General features: G+C 47.8%; 13 protein-coding genes. 12 read left to right on the forward strand and 1 reads right to left on the reverse strand.

The features are described 5' to 3' along the window. Positions 1–5: 5 nt before the first annotated feature. Positions 6–641, forward strand: a complete 636-nt coding sequence (locus tag WKT10_RS06275; RefSeq protein ID WP_340276205.1) for a histidine phosphatase family protein — start codon at positions 6–8, stop codon at positions 639–641. A 29-nt stretch (positions 642–670) separates the two neighbouring features. Beyond that, complete coding sequence (locus tag WKT10_RS06280; protein WP_296038600.1) at positions 671–1,933, forward strand: class I SAM-dependent methyltransferase; 1,263 nt, start codon at positions 671–673, stop codon at positions 1,931–1,933. Between the two features lie 28 nt (positions 1,934–1,961). Here WKT10_RS06280 and WKT10_RS06285 read toward each other — a convergent pair whose 3' ends face one another. After that, on the reverse strand, positions 1,962–3,248 hold the full coding sequence (locus WKT10_RS06285; RefSeq protein WP_337433284.1) for a tRNA(Met) cytidine acetate ligase: 1,287 nt from the start codon (positions 3,246–3,248) through the stop codon (positions 1,962–1,964). A gap of 214 nt (positions 3,249–3,462) precedes the next feature. On the opposite strand from WKT10_RS06285, the gene WKT10_RS06290 reads away from it, so the two are divergent. The 10 genes from WKT10_RS06290 to WKT10_RS06335 all read left to right on the forward strand — a co-directional run bounded on the left by WKT10_RS06290 (position 3,463) and on the right by WKT10_RS06335 (position 13,518). After that, on the forward strand, positions 3,463–4,950 hold the full coding sequence (locus WKT10_RS06290; RefSeq protein WP_337433285.1) for a S1C family serine protease: 1,488 nt from the start codon (positions 3,463–3,465) through the stop codon (positions 4,948–4,950). Between the two features lie 90 nt (positions 4,951–5,040). Then, entirely contained in the window at positions 5,041–5,373 is a 333-nt protein-coding gene (locus WKT10_RS06295) for a cyclic-di-AMP receptor (RefSeq protein ID WP_066548657.1), read from the forward strand. A gap of 189 nt (positions 5,374–5,562) precedes the next feature. Then, positions 5,563–6,558, forward strand: a complete 996-nt coding sequence (gene pta / locus WKT10_RS06300; protein WP_066548652.1) for a phosphate acetyltransferase — start codon at positions 5,563–5,565, stop codon at positions 6,556–6,558. An 18-nt stretch (positions 6,559–6,576) separates the two neighbouring features. Further along, positions 6,577–7,773, forward strand: a complete 1,197-nt coding sequence (locus WKT10_RS06305) for an acetate/propionate family kinase (protein WP_066548650.1) — start codon at positions 6,577–6,579, stop codon at positions 7,771–7,773. Positions 7,774–7,892: 119 nt separating this feature from the next. Continuing rightward, positions 7,893–8,420: a YceD family protein gene (locus tag WKT10_RS06310; protein ID WP_066548648.1), complete on the forward strand. Its 528-nt coding sequence runs from the start codon at positions 7,893–7,895 to the stop codon at positions 8,418–8,420. A gap of 3 nt (positions 8,421–8,423) precedes the next feature. Beyond that, positions 8,424–8,606 (forward strand): 50S ribosomal protein L32, encoded by a 183-nt coding sequence (gene rpmF, locus WKT10_RS06315; protein WP_002564324.1) that lies wholly within the window; start codon positions 8,424–8,426, stop codon positions 8,604–8,606. A gap of 244 nt (positions 8,607–8,850) precedes the next feature. Beyond that, positions 8,851–9,909, forward strand: coding sequence for a BMP family protein (locus WKT10_RS06320; protein WP_337433286.1), 1,059 nt, complete (start codon positions 8,851–8,853; stop codon positions 9,907–9,909). 90 nt (positions 9,910–9,999) lie between these two features. After that, on the forward strand, positions 10,000–11,085 hold the full coding sequence (locus WKT10_RS06325; RefSeq protein WP_066548636.1) for an ABC transporter permease: 1,086 nt from the start codon (positions 10,000–10,002) through the stop codon (positions 11,083–11,085). Next, the gene (locus WKT10_RS06330) at positions 11,078–11,986 is read left to right on the forward strand and encodes an ABC transporter permease (protein WP_337433287.1); all 909 of its coding nucleotides are present in this window, start codon (positions 11,078–11,080) and stop codon (positions 11,984–11,986) included. Before WKT10_RS06325 ends, WKT10_RS06330 begins: the two co-directional genes overlap by 8 nt. Positions 11,987–12,000: 14 nt before the next feature. Next, positions 12,001–13,518, forward strand: coding sequence for an ABC transporter ATP-binding protein (locus WKT10_RS06335; RefSeq protein ID WP_066548631.1), 1,518 nt, complete (start codon positions 12,001–12,003; stop codon positions 13,516–13,518). Positions 13,519–13,700 lie beyond the last annotated feature (182 nt).

Raw genomic sequence — 13,700 nt, forward strand, 5'->3', positions numbered from 1 at the left:
GGTTTATGGAGCTGTATCTTATACGTCATGGCCGCCAGAGCAGCAGGCTCTGTAATGTAAATGTGGATCTTTCCCCGGAGGGCCGCCGTCAGGCTGCCCTTCTTGGCCATAGGCTTGCAGACTGGGGAATTGAGGTTCTTTATTCCAGCAGCCTGATCCGGGCGGTACAGACGGCTGAGGAGATAAACCGTTTTTTACTCCTGCCTCATCAGGTCTGTCCGGAGCTTGGAGAGATTTCTTTTGGGGAAATGGAGGGGCTTCTAGATGAAGAGATCGCAGTCCGCTTCCGGGAATTTAAAGAGCGTCAGGCTGCCATGACAGAGGATCTGCCCTATCCGGGCGGAGAATGTGCGGCAGATGTGATCCGCAGGGCAGGCCCGGTTTTGGAACGGCTTGCAGAGAGTGGTCATGAGAGGATTGCCGTGGTGACTCACGGCGGAGTGATCCGAACCATGGCAGCCTGGTATCTGGGGATGCCTCTGGAAAAATGGAGGCTTCTTGGAAAGGATCTGGAAAATACAAGTATCACACAGTTAAAATGGGACAGAGGCCACAGGCGTTTTACACTGGAACGCTTTAATGACTATGCCCATCTGGAGGCCTGTCCGGAGCTTTTGAGAAAAAACTGGAAGGAAGGCTGAAACAGACTGAAATAAAAAGGAGTGTTCCCATGGATCAGAATGAACGCAAAAAGCTGGAAGAAGGGCTGGAGCTGTTTTTAGATGAGGGGCTGGAGCGGCTGCTTTTAAGCCATCCCACAGAGCCTTCCGGGTGCAGCCGCAGCCGGATCCGTCCCCTGCTTTTAAAGGGGGAGCTGGTATTTCAGGCAGAGGAACAGATAGGAAAACAGGCCTTTCACCGAAACCTGACGAAAGAAGAGGCGGTCGCCTATGTCTGCCAGATGCTTAATAAGAATTTCAGACAGGCAGAGATGAGCGGCATTCATGGGACCGGAGTGGTTCTGGTAAGCAAAAAGGGAAAAATAACCGTAAAAATCCGAAGGAAGGAACGGACAGAGGCTGCCGGTTCCGAAAAAATCCGTCCGCGCTTTGACGGACAGGAAAACGGGCTGCGCCTTTTGGAGCACAACCGCAAAAAGCGTTATATTCTGGAAGAGGGAATCCCGGTTCCTTTTTTAGTGGATCTGGGGGTTATGACGGCAGAAGGAAAGGTTGTCCGCAGCCGTTATGATAAATACCGCCAGATCAACCGGTTCCTGGAATTTATCGAAGATATTCTCCCGAATCTGGATCCTGCGAGAGAGTCTGTGATCCTGGATTTTGGCTGCGGAAAGTCCTATCTGACCTTTGCTATGTATTATTATCTGAAGGAGCTAAGGGGGTATCCGATCCGGATCATCGGCCTTGACTTAAAGGAAGATGTGATCTGCCGCTGTGATACTCTGGCAAAATCCTATGGTTATGACCGCTTAAGCTTCTGCTGCGGGGATATTGCTTCCTACGAAGGCGTAGATCGGGTGGATATGGTTGTAACCCTTCATGCCTGTGATCTGGCTACGGACTACGCCATGGAAAAGGCTGTGGGATGGGGAGCAAAGGTGATTTTGTCTGTTCCCTGCTGCCAGCATGAGTTAAACCGCCAGATTGAAAATCCGTTAATGAAGCCGGTATTTGGCTATGGCCTGATCAAAGAGCGTATGGCTGCCCTGTATACGGATGCCATCCGGGCTCAGGTACTGGAGTACCGGGGCTATCGTACCCAGATTTTGGAATTTATCGACATGGAACACACTCCCAAAAACATCCTCATTCGGGCAGTCCGCCAGGGAAATGACGCTGCTTTCAAAAAGGCACGGGAGAAGACCGGCACAGAACTTAGAAAGCTTCTGGAATTTCTCCAGGCAGATCCGGCGATCGTACGGCTTCTTGCGCCGGAACTTGGAACAGGAGAACGTGCAGGAACAGATGAATGATGCCGGAAAGAAGAACAGGACTGACCGGCTATATAATGCAGATGGGCTGATTAAATTCGTTTCGCCCGGTCTGTCCATACTTTGCTGCTTCCATACTCTGGCGTACATGGGAGGCAAACAGATCCTGCTTAAAAAGCGTCATGGCTTCCTCAGTAAGGATTTGTGAGGCATTTGCAGTTTTTGTAATAAGCGGGATCTCAGACTGTTTCTTTAAAAGAGACAAAAGAGATCCTGCCTCTTTTTTAAAGCCCAGGATCCTGGCATAGGGGGAATAGCCCAGTTCCTTGGCCTTTAATACCTGCGCATCTGTGATTTCCAGAAGAATATGGGTCAGAGAGCGGCTGATCCGCGTATAGGTATACTGCTTTGTTTTTAACTGGCGGATCCTTCCTTCCCAGCCCTCATACTGCAGCAGCTGTCCGGTGAGCCGGTCAGCCAGTTCCTTAGATACATCTGAAAACGCAGTCAGATCCTCCCCCTTATGGAACAGGGAAAGAAGGCGGTAGTTTAGAAGCCCTGCGCAGTCTTCAGGCCCAAGAATCCTTCCTTGGGAATAAAGCGGGAGAATGTGGGGAGGAATGTGGGACGATAAAGAAATGGGAGGCTCCCAGGAAACACAATCTTCGTGAGACCGGGCTTTTTTTTCCGGCTGAGATGCAAGAAGGCTTTTTCGGATCGCAGATGCGGATGCCTGTCCCGATTCCAGCGTTTTATCGTGATATCCCTGTCCCTTTCTCTGGATGGTTACAGGACGGATGGTGCTGCGGCAACGGAAAATGGCTTTGCAGTATTCAATTCCCAGAAGATTGTTTGGAGATCCCAGAAGGCGGCTTAATGAATCCTCCTTGAAACAGGAACATATGTCCATGGAAAGAAGGGCTCTGTTTCTTGCCTGGGGCCAGCTTAAGCCCAGCTTTAATCCTTCCCGCAGACGGGCTGAAAAATCAGGGCTTTCATCGGATAAAATCTTTGCAGCGGCCTGGATTCCTTCCAGATTTCCATCCTCACTTCCGAAGCAGAGATGGGTTACGGCTCCCAGCCGGCTTAAAAGATTTACCCCGCAGGCGGCAAAGTCTTCGGCGCTGCTGACCGCAAAGACGGAGGGCAGCTCAATCACAAGATCTGCCCCTCCCATCAGAGCCATTTTTGTTCGGAGGTATTTATCAAAAACAGCCGGTTCTCCCCGCTGGACAAAATCCCCGCTCATAACGACAATGCAGTAATCGGCATTTGTCTTTTTTTTTGCTTCTTCTATATGAAAACAGTGTCCTCCGTGAAAAGGGTTATATTCTGCAATAATTCCGGTTATATTCATAAGCTGCTCCTTTAGCGGCAGAACTGCCGTATTCTCACTATTATATTACCTGTTTTTGCAAAATTATCAACCGGAAACTTAAAACGGCCTGCAGTTTAACAGGCAGGAACATAAACACAAGGACACAAAATTTCCACAATTTCGTCACAAATCAAACAATTCTCTTTCGTATGATTGAACCATCAAAAGGAAGTGTACGAAAGGAGCATTCGTTATGTACGAAGAAAAAGATAGAGAGCAGATGAATCAGGATGAAAGAGAGGAAAGAAAGGTAAACTGGACTACGCCCCAAAAGCTGGAGGAGGGACGCAGCACAGATGAGTCCCGGAGCAGAGAAACAGAACCGCTGCAGAACCATCCTTCCGGTGAAAATGCATCCTGGAGGGAAAATACCCCATACAATAACCAGTTCCGACAGGACAGGGATTTTTCCGGGGACAGCCGGAAATATGAAAAAAAGAAAAAAACATCTTCTGGAAAGCGCATGATACGTAGGGCAGCAGGGATTACTGCGGCAGCTGTCCTGTTTGGCACGGTATCCGGCGGTGTGATGACAGGCGTTAACTATGCAGGTTCCAGACTGATGAATATGACAGGGATCATGGCTGATGTACAGGAACAGCCGCAGGCTGCAACAGAGGCTCAGGAAACGGCGCCAAATACTATGCCGGGCAGCGGAAACACAACCACAGTTTCCACTGTAACGGATGTTTCTGCGATTGTGGAGAAGGCCATGCCGTCTATTGTAGCGATTACAGATACCATGACCATCCAGCAGAGGGATTTCTTTGGAAGGACACAGGCGTACCAGACACAGAGCAGCGGTTCCGGCATTATTGTAGGAAAGAATGACACAGAGCTTCTTATTGCCACCAATAACCATGTAGTAGCCGGTTCTACCGATCTTACAGTTACATTTTCAGACAACAAAGACGTTTCTGCCGCTATTAAGGGTACAGATTCAGCTACGGATCTGGCGATCATCGCTGTAAAACTTTCAGATATTCCTTCCGATACCATGAGCAAAATCCAGATTGCTACTATGGGAGATTCGGATAATGCAAAAGTAGGACAGCAGGTAATTGCTATCGGAAATGCTCTGGGGTATGGCCAGTCTGTTACCGTAGGCTATGTCAGTGCCTTAGACCGCCAGATCACGGATGAAAACGGCATTGTCCATACCTATATCCAGACCGATGCGGCCATTAATCCCGGAAACAGCGGCGGCGCCCTCATTGACCTTCAGGGAAATGTGATCGGTATCAATGCAGCCAAAACTGCTTCCACAGAGGTAGAAGGTATGGGCTTTGCAATCCCTATTACCAGCGCCCGGGAAATTTTAGACGGTCTGATGACCAAGAAAACAAGAGAAGCGGTAGATGAAGCATCTCAGGGCTACCTTGGCATTCAGGGAACCAATATTGATGCAGGAACCTCACAGGCTTATGGCATGCCGGTAGGCGTATATGTATACAAGATTGTTCCTGGAGGTGCAGCAGCATCTTCGGATCTGAAGGAAAAGGATATCATTACCAAATTTGACGGCCAGTCCATTACCACGATGGAGGAGCTGAAGGATATGCTGGCCTATTATGAGGGAGGGGATGAAATTACTCTTACGGTACAGTCTCTGGTAAACGGTGCATACGTAGAGCATGAAGTGTCCATTACACTGGGAACAAAGCCGGCAGCCAACTCATAAAAATAATCCGTAAAAATAAAAATTTTTACACCATTTTTCAGAATTGTGTGATATAATAGCTTCAATAAACCGAAAAAGGAGGTTTGGCTTATGAAGTTAATATATGCAATCGTACGCAATGACAATGAGGATGATGTGGTAAGCCAGCTTACACAACACCGCTACAGCGTAACCCGCCTGTCTACCACCGGAGGTTTCCTGAAAAAAGGAAATACCACACTGATGATCGGTGCAGAAGACGATAAGGTAGAAGAGGTTATTTCCATCATTAAGCAGGAGTGCGGACAGCATCAGAAGCTGACTGTAAATATGCCCTATATCTCCGGTACGACAATGGTAAATTATGCAACGATGCCCATGACGGTAGATGTGGGCGGCGCAACCATCTTTGTGATAAATGTAGACCGTTACGAAAAAATCTGACCGCCCCCGCGGCGTATCGGCAGTGAAAGCCCCCGGAAGAGAAAAACTCATTTTCGGGGACTTTTTGTGTTCTGCGGTACAGGTATTCAAAAAAATGCAAAAATTTATGAAAATCGACTTGTTTCCGGTTACGGGTGCGTATATAATAAGACTATATGCTTTAACATAAGGAAAGGGGTAAATAAGATTATGGCAGTAATCGATATTATCAAAGAAAAAGCAAGAGCAGATAAAAAAACCATCGTTCTTCCGGAGTCCATGGATCGCAGAACATGGGTAGCTGCTGAAAAGATTTTAAAGGAAGGACTGGCTAACCTGATCATCATCGGTACGCCTGAGGATATCGGCGAGCACAGCGAGGGCCTGGATGTTTCCGGCGCTACTATCGTAAACCCTCAGACCTATGAGAAGACTCAGGAATATATTGATTTATTCGTAGAGCTGAGAAAGGCAAAGGGGATGACTCCTGAGAAGGCAAGGGAGACTATCTTAAGCGATTACGCTTACTATGGCTGCCTGATGATCAAGAACGGAGATGCCGACGGAATGGTTTCCGGCGCCTGCCATTCTACCGCCAATACTTTAAGACCCTGCCTTCAGGTTATTAAAACAGCTCCCGGCACCAAGCTGGTTTCCGCTTTCTTCTTAATGGAAGTGCCGAACTGTGATCTGGGCGACAACGGAACCTTCGTATTCGCTGACTGCGGTTTGAACCAGAATCCGAATCCGGAAGAGCTGGCAGCGATCGCTGTTTCCTCTGCAGAGAGCTTTAAGATGCTTACGGGCCATGAGCCAAAGGTTGCCATGCTGTCCCATTCTTCCAAGGGAAGCGCAAAGCATGCTGACGTTGACAAGGTAGTAGAAGCTACACGGATCGCAAAGGAGATGGCTCCTGAGCTTGCTTTAGACGGCGAGCTTCAGCTGGATGCTGCGATCGTTCCTGAGATCGGCGCTTCCAAGGCTCCTGACAGCAAGGTAGCAGGCCATGCAAACGTTCTGGTATTCCCGGATCTGGATGCAGGCAACATCGGTTACAAGCTGGTTCAGAGACTTGGCAAGGCAGAGGCTTACGGCCCAATGTGCCAGGGCATTGCCAGACCTGTAAACGATCTGTCCAGGGGCTGCTCTGCTGACGACATCGTGGGTGTTGTGGCAATTACAGCCGTACAGTGTCAGAATATGTAAAAGGAGAAAATATCTATCATGAAGATTTTAGTTATCAACTGCGGAAGTTCCTCTTTAAAGTACCAGCTGATCGATATGGAAAATGAAAACGTAATCGCAAAGGGCCTTTGCGAGCGTATCGGTATTGACGGATCCAAGCTGACCCACCAGCCAGAGGGCAAGGACAAGTTCGTGCTTGAGCAGCCGATGCCAAATCATACCGTAGCGATCAGCCTTGTTATGGAAGCTCTGCAGGATGCAGACCATGGCGTGATCACAAACACAGATGAGATTTCTGCGATCGGCCACCGCGTACTTCACGGCGGTATGGTATACAGCGATTCCGTTGTTGTGAATGATGACGTAAAGCGTGTGATCCGCGAGTGCTTCGACCTTGGACCTCTGCACAACCCTGCAAACCTGATGGGTATCGAGGCCTGCGAGGAGGCTATGCCCGGAAAGCCAAACGTAGCTGTATGGGATACTGCCTTTGGTATGGCTATGCCTGAGAAAGCTTATATGTATGCGATTCCTCATGAGTATTTTGAGAAATACAGCATCCGCCGCTACGGCTTCCACGGAACCAGCCACATGTTCGTATCCGGCGAGGCGATCAAGTTCGGCGGTCTGGATCCGGAGAATGCAAAGGTGATCGTATGCCATTTAGGAAACGGCGCCAGTGTATCTGCTTCCATCGGCGGCAAGTGCGTGGACACCAGCATGGGACTTACTCCTCTTGAGGGCCTGATCATGGGTACCAGAAGCGGTGACGTAGACCCTGCTGTGGTACAGTTTATTGCAAATAAAGAGAACATGGATGTAAACGAGGTTCTCAATGTATTAAATAAGAAGTCCGGCGTTCTGGGCATGACAAACGGTATCTCCAGCGACTTCCGTGATATTGAGAATGCTGCAAAAGAGGGCAACCATTTAGCAGAGGTAGCTCTGGATGCATTCGTATATCGTGTAGCTAAGTATGTAGGCGCTTACACTGCAGCCATGAACGGTGTGGATGCCATTGCCTTTACAGCCGGCGTAGGTGAGAATGACAAGGCAACCAGAAAGAAAGTCTGCGAGTACCTGGGCTATCTGGGCGTAAAGATCGACGATGCTGCTAATGATGTAAGAGGAAAGCGCACCGTTATTTCTGCTCCTGATTCTAAGGTTAAGGTAATGCTGATCCCAACCAATGAGGAGCTGGCAATCGCAAGAGAGACCCTTCGCCTTGTAAAGTAAAGCTGCTTGACAGCGGTTTTTGCCTGTAAAAAAGAGTTCGGTAAAAATATGGCAAAATTTTGTTGACAAACCCCATGCACCTATGTATAATAACAAAGGTGCATATCAAGGAGTATGATATGCTGATCAACTTATCAGAACTGTTTCCCGTTGAGGGAAAGTCCAGAACTTACACAGTCCCATTGGAGATGACTTCATTTCACGCTGCTGACGGAGACTATGAGATTGTGGAAAAGGAACCCGTAACGCTGACTGTTACAAATGAGGGTAATAAGGTGTTTACCGTGATCGGAGAGGCAGCGCTCACGCTGTCGATGGTCTGCGCCAGATGCCTTGAACCTGTAAGGGTTTCCTTTAATCTTGTGATCGATCAGGAAGTTGATATGAAGCAGACCGGTGAAGACCGGATTGCAGATCTGGATGAGCAGTTCTATATCAAAGGTTATAATCTGGATGTCGACCAGCTGGTTGGTAATGAGTTAACCCTGAACCTGCCTATGAGAGTTCTCTGCAGTGAAGACTGTAAGGGAATTTGCAATAGATGTGGCACAAATCTCAACCGTGGGACTTGTGACTGCGCAGGCAAGTCACTGGACCCGAGAATGTCAGTTATCCAGGATATTTTTAAACAGTTGAAGGAGGTGTAAACCATGTCTATTTGTCCAAAGAATAAATCTTCTAAAGCAAGAAGAGACAGCCGTAGAGCAAACTGGAAGATGAGCGCACCAAATCTGGTTAAGTGCAGCAAGTGCGGAGCCCTGATGATGCCTCATAGAGTATGTAAAGCTTGCGGAAGCTATAATAAGCGCGAGATCGTAAGCGTAGAGGACTAATTTCTCCTTACTCAATTAAAAATAAAAAGATCTTCGGAAGCAATTCTGGAGATCTTTTTTAATTTCTGCATTTCGCTTTATTTCCTTTATTTTTCGTGTTTTTCGTTCTTTTTTATAAAAAAAGAGTTAATATATTGACAATTTTATCCAGATTTGCCATAATAGAGGTGTTAAGTAATTGATGTTTCTCAAATCCCCATTTCTTGCGAAAAAGGAGGGGAAAAACAAAAAGGAGGACAGATTTATGAAAAAATTAACAGCACTGATGCTTGCGGCAGCTATGTCAATGACAGCACTGACCGCTTGCGGCAGCAAAACAGAGGAGTCTGCAGCAGCTCCGGCATCTACCGAGGCAGCGAAGGAAGAGGGCGGCAAGGCCGCTGAGGGCGGGGAGGCGAAGGAAACTTCCGGCTTAAAGGTTGCAGCTATCTTTGGAGGAGCGATCAATGACGGAAACTGGAATGAAACCCAGTACAATGGCTTAAAATCCATTGAAGAAGCCGGTGCAGAGATTGCTTATATGGAAAACATCAGCGATACAGATGCTGCTGAGGCAGCCCGTACATACGCTTCCGAGGGCTTTAATCTGGTTTATCTGACCACCAATTCCTATCAGGATTACTGTACTCCTGTTGCAAAGGACTTCCCGGATACAACCTTTGTGCAGATCAACGGAACCATCGTAGACGGCAACTTTATTTCTGTCCGCATCGCAGATGAAGAGCAGGGCTTTTTGCAGGGTGTTGCAGCAGCTCTCCTGTCTGAGACTGGAAAGGTTGGCTTTGTAGGCGGACAGGAGATCAATCCCATTAAGCTGGGATCCTCCGGTTTCCAGCAGGGTGTTGACTATGTCAATTCCACCTACGGCTTGAATGTAGAAGCAACCCGCATCAACACGGGAAGCTTTACAGATGTAAACCAGGCAAAGGAAACTGCCATCTCAATCATCGAGGGCGGAGCCGATGTTATTTCTCCTATGGCAAATGACGCCAGCGTAGGCATCATGGAAGCAGGAGAGGAGAAAGGCGTTATGGCGGTTGGCTGCGGCCTTGGACAGGAATCATCTGCTCCTACTGCTACTAAAATTATCATTGTAAAGGATGTTGCCATTGCAATTAAGTCTACCTTTGACGCATATGCAAAGGGTGAGTTAAATCCAACCGAGGTAGAAACTTATGGAGCAAACAAGGGTGTTGTTTATGCAACCGAGTGGTTCGGTGATGTAAACGATGAAGCAAAGACAAGGCTTCAGGAAACCATTGACAAGATGGCAAAGGGAGAGGTTGAGATTTCTCTTCAGTAATTGAACCATGGTCATTGAATTGGAGCTGTCAGGAACGTTTCTGGCAGCTCCTTTTGTCAAAAGTGCCTGAACAAAAGGATGGAAAAAGATATGCAGAAAGAAATTGTGAAAAAATTAAAGGAATTAACCTTTCCGCTTGCCTCAATTGTCGTTGCGCTGGTGCTGGGAGCGGTCATACTGTCAGCTATGGGCTATGATGCAGGAAAAGCGTATTCCAGCTTGTTAAAGGGGGCATTTGGAAGCAAAAACTCCATTGCAGAAACCCTGATCCAGACAACCCCTCTTATTTTCACTGCTCTCAGCTATGCTATTGCCCTGCGCTGCGGTATGGTAAACCTGGGCGCGGAGGGGCAGCTTTATATCGGAGCGATTCTGGGTTCTCTGGCCGGCTCCCATATCCATGGACTTCCGCCAGTGATCCATATCTTGTTCGTTCTTCTGTGCGGCTTTATCGGCGGTGCTTTGTGGGGATTGATCGTTGCGGTTTTAAAGATGAAATTTGGAGCCAGTGAGCTGATCACCACGATCATGCTCAATTATATTGCTCTGGAGTTTGTAAGTTTCTGCGTGACAAATCCGCCTTTCCGTGATGCAACTCCGGGAGCTGCGCCCCGTATGCCTTCCGTTGTAGATGCAGTGAAGCTTCCGATCATTCTTCCTCAGACCAGGCTTCATCTGGGTATCATCTTTGCTTTGATCGCAGTGCTCATTTACTATGTATTCATGTGGAAGACGACCAGAGGCTATGAGATGCGTGTGATTGGCATGAATCCCAACGCAGGCCGGTATTCCGGTATGAATATCCCCGTCAACTCTATCTTGTCCATGTTTTTGGCAGGTGGCTTTGCGGGTCTTGGCGGTATTATCAATATTATCGGCCTGCAGTACTTCCTTACAGAGGGCTTTTCCAATAACTTTGGCTTCAGCGGTGTTGCAGTGGCCCTTCTTGGCGGCTGCAGCCCGGTGGGGATCATCGTATCGGGTATTCTGTTCGGAGCCCTCAATGCAGGAGGTGTGAAGATGCAGCTGCTTGCAAAGGTTCCTTCTGCTTCTATTTATATGATCCAGGGTATGATCATTATCTTTGCTGTCAGCCGGGAACTGTTTATCTGGTTTGGCAGGAAGTTACAGAAAGAAAAAGCCCACGGGGTAACAGGAGGTGAAAACCATGGCTGATTTTATTACTAACTTTCTGACAGCGGATATAAGAACTGCCACACCGCTTCTTCTGGCTGCTCTTGGACTGGTTTTCAGCGAGCGGGCCGGTATCGTAAATATCGGAACAGAGGGTATTATGCTGGTAGGAGCTCTTTTGGGCTGTCTTGGCGCGGCTCTTACGGGTTCCTCTGCCATGGGAGCTCTTTTAGCAATTGCAGGCGGCTTTGCTATGGCTCTGATCTTTGCTTTTTTTACCATTACCCTGCGTTCCAATCAGATCGTAGTAGGAACTGCCTTTAATATTTTCGCAGGCGGCTTTACCATCACATTAAACAGGCTTCTGTTAAATGGTGAGAAGGTAGCTGGCTATGAAGCGATTCCTATTCCCGGATTGTCAAAGATTCCCATTTTGGGAGAAGTGCTGTTTAACTGGTCGTTTCCGGTTTATCTGGCTTTTTTAAGTGTACCGATATGCTGGTTTGTCCTTCAGCGCACCAATATCGGCCTTAAGGTAAGGGCAGTGGGAGAGTATCCCAAGGCCTGCGATACGGTGGGCATCAATGTATTCCGCATTCGCTATGGAGCCGTTCTGTTTTCCGGTATGATGGCAGGCTTTGCAGGCTCTTTTGTTTCCATGGGGCAGCTTTCTTCCTTTACAGAGGGCATGGTTTCCGGCAAAGGCTTTATGGCCCTGGCTGTGTGTGTCTTTGGAAATTATTCCCCCAAGACGGTACTTTGGGCTGCGCTGCTGTTTGGCGCGGCAGATGCGTTAAAATACCGTCTGCTGACAACCGGCATCGGAAGCTATTACCAGTTCTTAAATATGCTTCCTTATTTCATCACCATAGTAGCACTGTGTATGTTTGCAAAGCGCAGCAATAAACCGGCCTGCAGCGGTGTTGCTTACAGAAAGGAATAGGGGGGGAAAACAGGATGTCAGAGTATATTTTGGAAATGAAGCACATTACCAAGCGCTTTGCTTCGGTAGTTGCCAATGAAGATGTGAATCTGAGTGTAAAAAAAGGCGAGGTCCATGCTCTTTTGGGTGAAAACGGAGCCGGAAAATCAACCCTTATGAACTGTCTGTACGGTATGTACGACAGCTATGAGGGCGAAATCTGGTTTAACGGGCAGAAGGTTGTGATCAATGATCCAAAACAGGCCATTGCTCTGGGAATTGGAATGGTGCATCAGCATTTTATGCTGATTCCGGCCCTGACCGTAATCGAAAATGTGGTTCTTGGCCTAAAGGAAAATAAACAGGTCCTGGATTTAAAAGCGGCGGCAGAACGCTTTACAGAGCTTGGAAAACGCTATAACATGGAAATCGATCCCTGGGTGAGAGTCGAGCAGCTTTCTGTCGGCCAGCAGCAGCGACTGGAGATTTTAAAGGCTCTTTACCGCGATGCAAAGCTTCTGATCCTGGACGAGCCTACAGCTGTTCTCACGCCGGACGAGGTAGATGGTCTGTTTGACATGATGAATAAGCTTACAAGTGAAGGCCACACCGTTATCTTTATCAGCCATAAGCTGAATGAAATCATGAAAATCTGCGACCGCTGTACGGTTCTGCGCCAGGGCAAGCTGGCAGCTACGGTGGAGATCTCTGAAGTACATAACCGACAGGAACTGGCAAATCTCATGGTAGGCCACCAGGTAGAGTTAAAAACGGAGCGCAAACCGCCGGAATATACGGGAGAACGCCTTCGGGTAGAGCATCTGACCTGTTTAAATGACAGGGGGCTTCCAGCGGTAAAGGATGTAAGCTTTGAACTTCAGGGCGGTGAGATTTTAGGCGTCTGCGGTGTAGACGGAAACGGACAGTCAGAACTGATCCAGTGTATTACAGGACTCAGAAAACCTTCCGAGGGAAAGATTATGATCTGTGATACTGATACGACTAACTATACACCAAAGCAGATATTAAACCTGGATGTGGCCCATATCCCGGAGGACCGCCATAAATACGGTATGGTAGGGGCTATGTCCATAGAGGAAAACCTGATCCTGGTAAGCTATGATCAGAAGCTGTTTTCTCTGCATAAATTCCTGAACTGGAAATGGATCGCAGATCACAGTAAGAAGATCTGTCAGCTTTTTAAGGTAAAGACACCTACGATCAAGGAGCAGGCGATTAATCTTTCTGGCGGAAACCAGCAGAAATTTGTGGTAGGACGTGAGTTAGACCGTACGCCCAAGCTTCTTGTGGCAGTCCACCCCTCCAGAGGTCTGGATATTGGCGCAACCAAGTATATCCAGTCTAAAATCATGGAACAGAGAGACCGAGGCACAGCGGTGCTTATGGTTTCTACGGAACTGGATGAGCTGATTGAGCTTTCGGATCGTATTATGGTTATGTTTGAAGGCAGGATCATGGGAATCGTGGATCAGAAGGATGCTTCCAGAGAAACGTTAGGTCCTATGATGGCAGGTCTTACAGAAGAAAAATAAACAGACGCATTCATGATGTAGACCACCAGACGGATCGCTGTCTGGTGGCCTCTTTTTTCGATGCGCATCTGGTGGTTATCCACGTCCTCTCATTTGATTTAAACCTTTAACGTTATAAATAATTGATTGACAAATACAGGAATCAGCTTTAATATTATGCTTATACATGAAAATAAGGAGGG

It is taken from the genome of Enterocloster sp. HCN-30185, assembly GCF_037890305.1.
Classification (GTDB): Bacteria; Bacillota; Clostridia; order Lachnospirales; family Lachnospiraceae; genus Enterocloster.

What these genes read in the sequence shown, in the direction of transcription:
- WKT10_RS06335 (WP_066548631.1), top strand. Translation starts at nt 12,001, where the DNA reads ATGTCAGAGTATATTTTGGAAATGAAGCACATTACCAAGCGCTTTGCT.
- WKT10_RS06295 (WP_066548657.1), top strand. Translation starts at nt 5,041, where the DNA reads ATGAAGTTAATATATGCAATCGTACGCAATGACAATGAGGATGATGTG.
- WKT10_RS06305 (WP_066548650.1), top strand. Translation starts at nt 6,577, where the DNA reads ATGAAGATTTTAGTTATCAACTGCGGAAGTTCCTCTTTAAAGTACCAG.
- WKT10_RS06325 (WP_066548636.1), top strand. Translation starts at nt 10,000, where the DNA reads ATGCAGAAAGAAATTGTGAAAAAATTAAAGGAATTAACCTTTCCGCTT.
- WKT10_RS06330 (WP_337433287.1), top strand. Translation starts at nt 11,078, where the DNA reads ATGGCTGATTTTATTACTAACTTTCTGACAGCGGATATAAGAACTGCC.
- WKT10_RS06290 (WP_337433285.1), top strand. Translation starts at nt 3,463, where the DNA reads ATGTACGAAGAAAAAGATAGAGAGCAGATGAATCAGGATGAAAGAGAG.
- WKT10_RS06320 (WP_337433286.1), top strand. Translation starts at nt 8,851, where the DNA reads ATGAAAAAATTAACAGCACTGATGCTTGCGGCAGCTATGTCAATGACA.
- WKT10_RS06285 (WP_337433284.1), bottom strand. Translation starts at nt 3,248, where the DNA reads ATGAATATAACCGGAATTATTGCAGAATATAACCCTTTTCACGGAGGA.
- rpmF (WP_002564324.1), top strand. Translation starts at nt 8,424, where the DNA reads ATGTCTATTTGTCCAAAGAATAAATCTTCTAAAGCAAGAAGAGACAGC.
- WKT10_RS06275 (WP_340276205.1), top strand. Translation starts at nt 6, where the DNA reads ATGGAGCTGTATCTTATACGTCATGGCCGCCAGAGCAGCAGGCTCTGT.
- WKT10_RS06280 (WP_296038600.1), top strand. Translation starts at nt 671, where the DNA reads ATGGATCAGAATGAACGCAAAAAGCTGGAAGAAGGGCTGGAGCTGTTT.
- pta (WP_066548652.1), top strand. Translation starts at nt 5,563, where the DNA reads ATGGCAGTAATCGATATTATCAAAGAAAAAGCAAGAGCAGATAAAAAA.
- WKT10_RS06310 (WP_066548648.1), top strand. Translation starts at nt 7,893, where the DNA reads ATGCTGATCAACTTATCAGAACTGTTTCCCGTTGAGGGAAAGTCCAGA.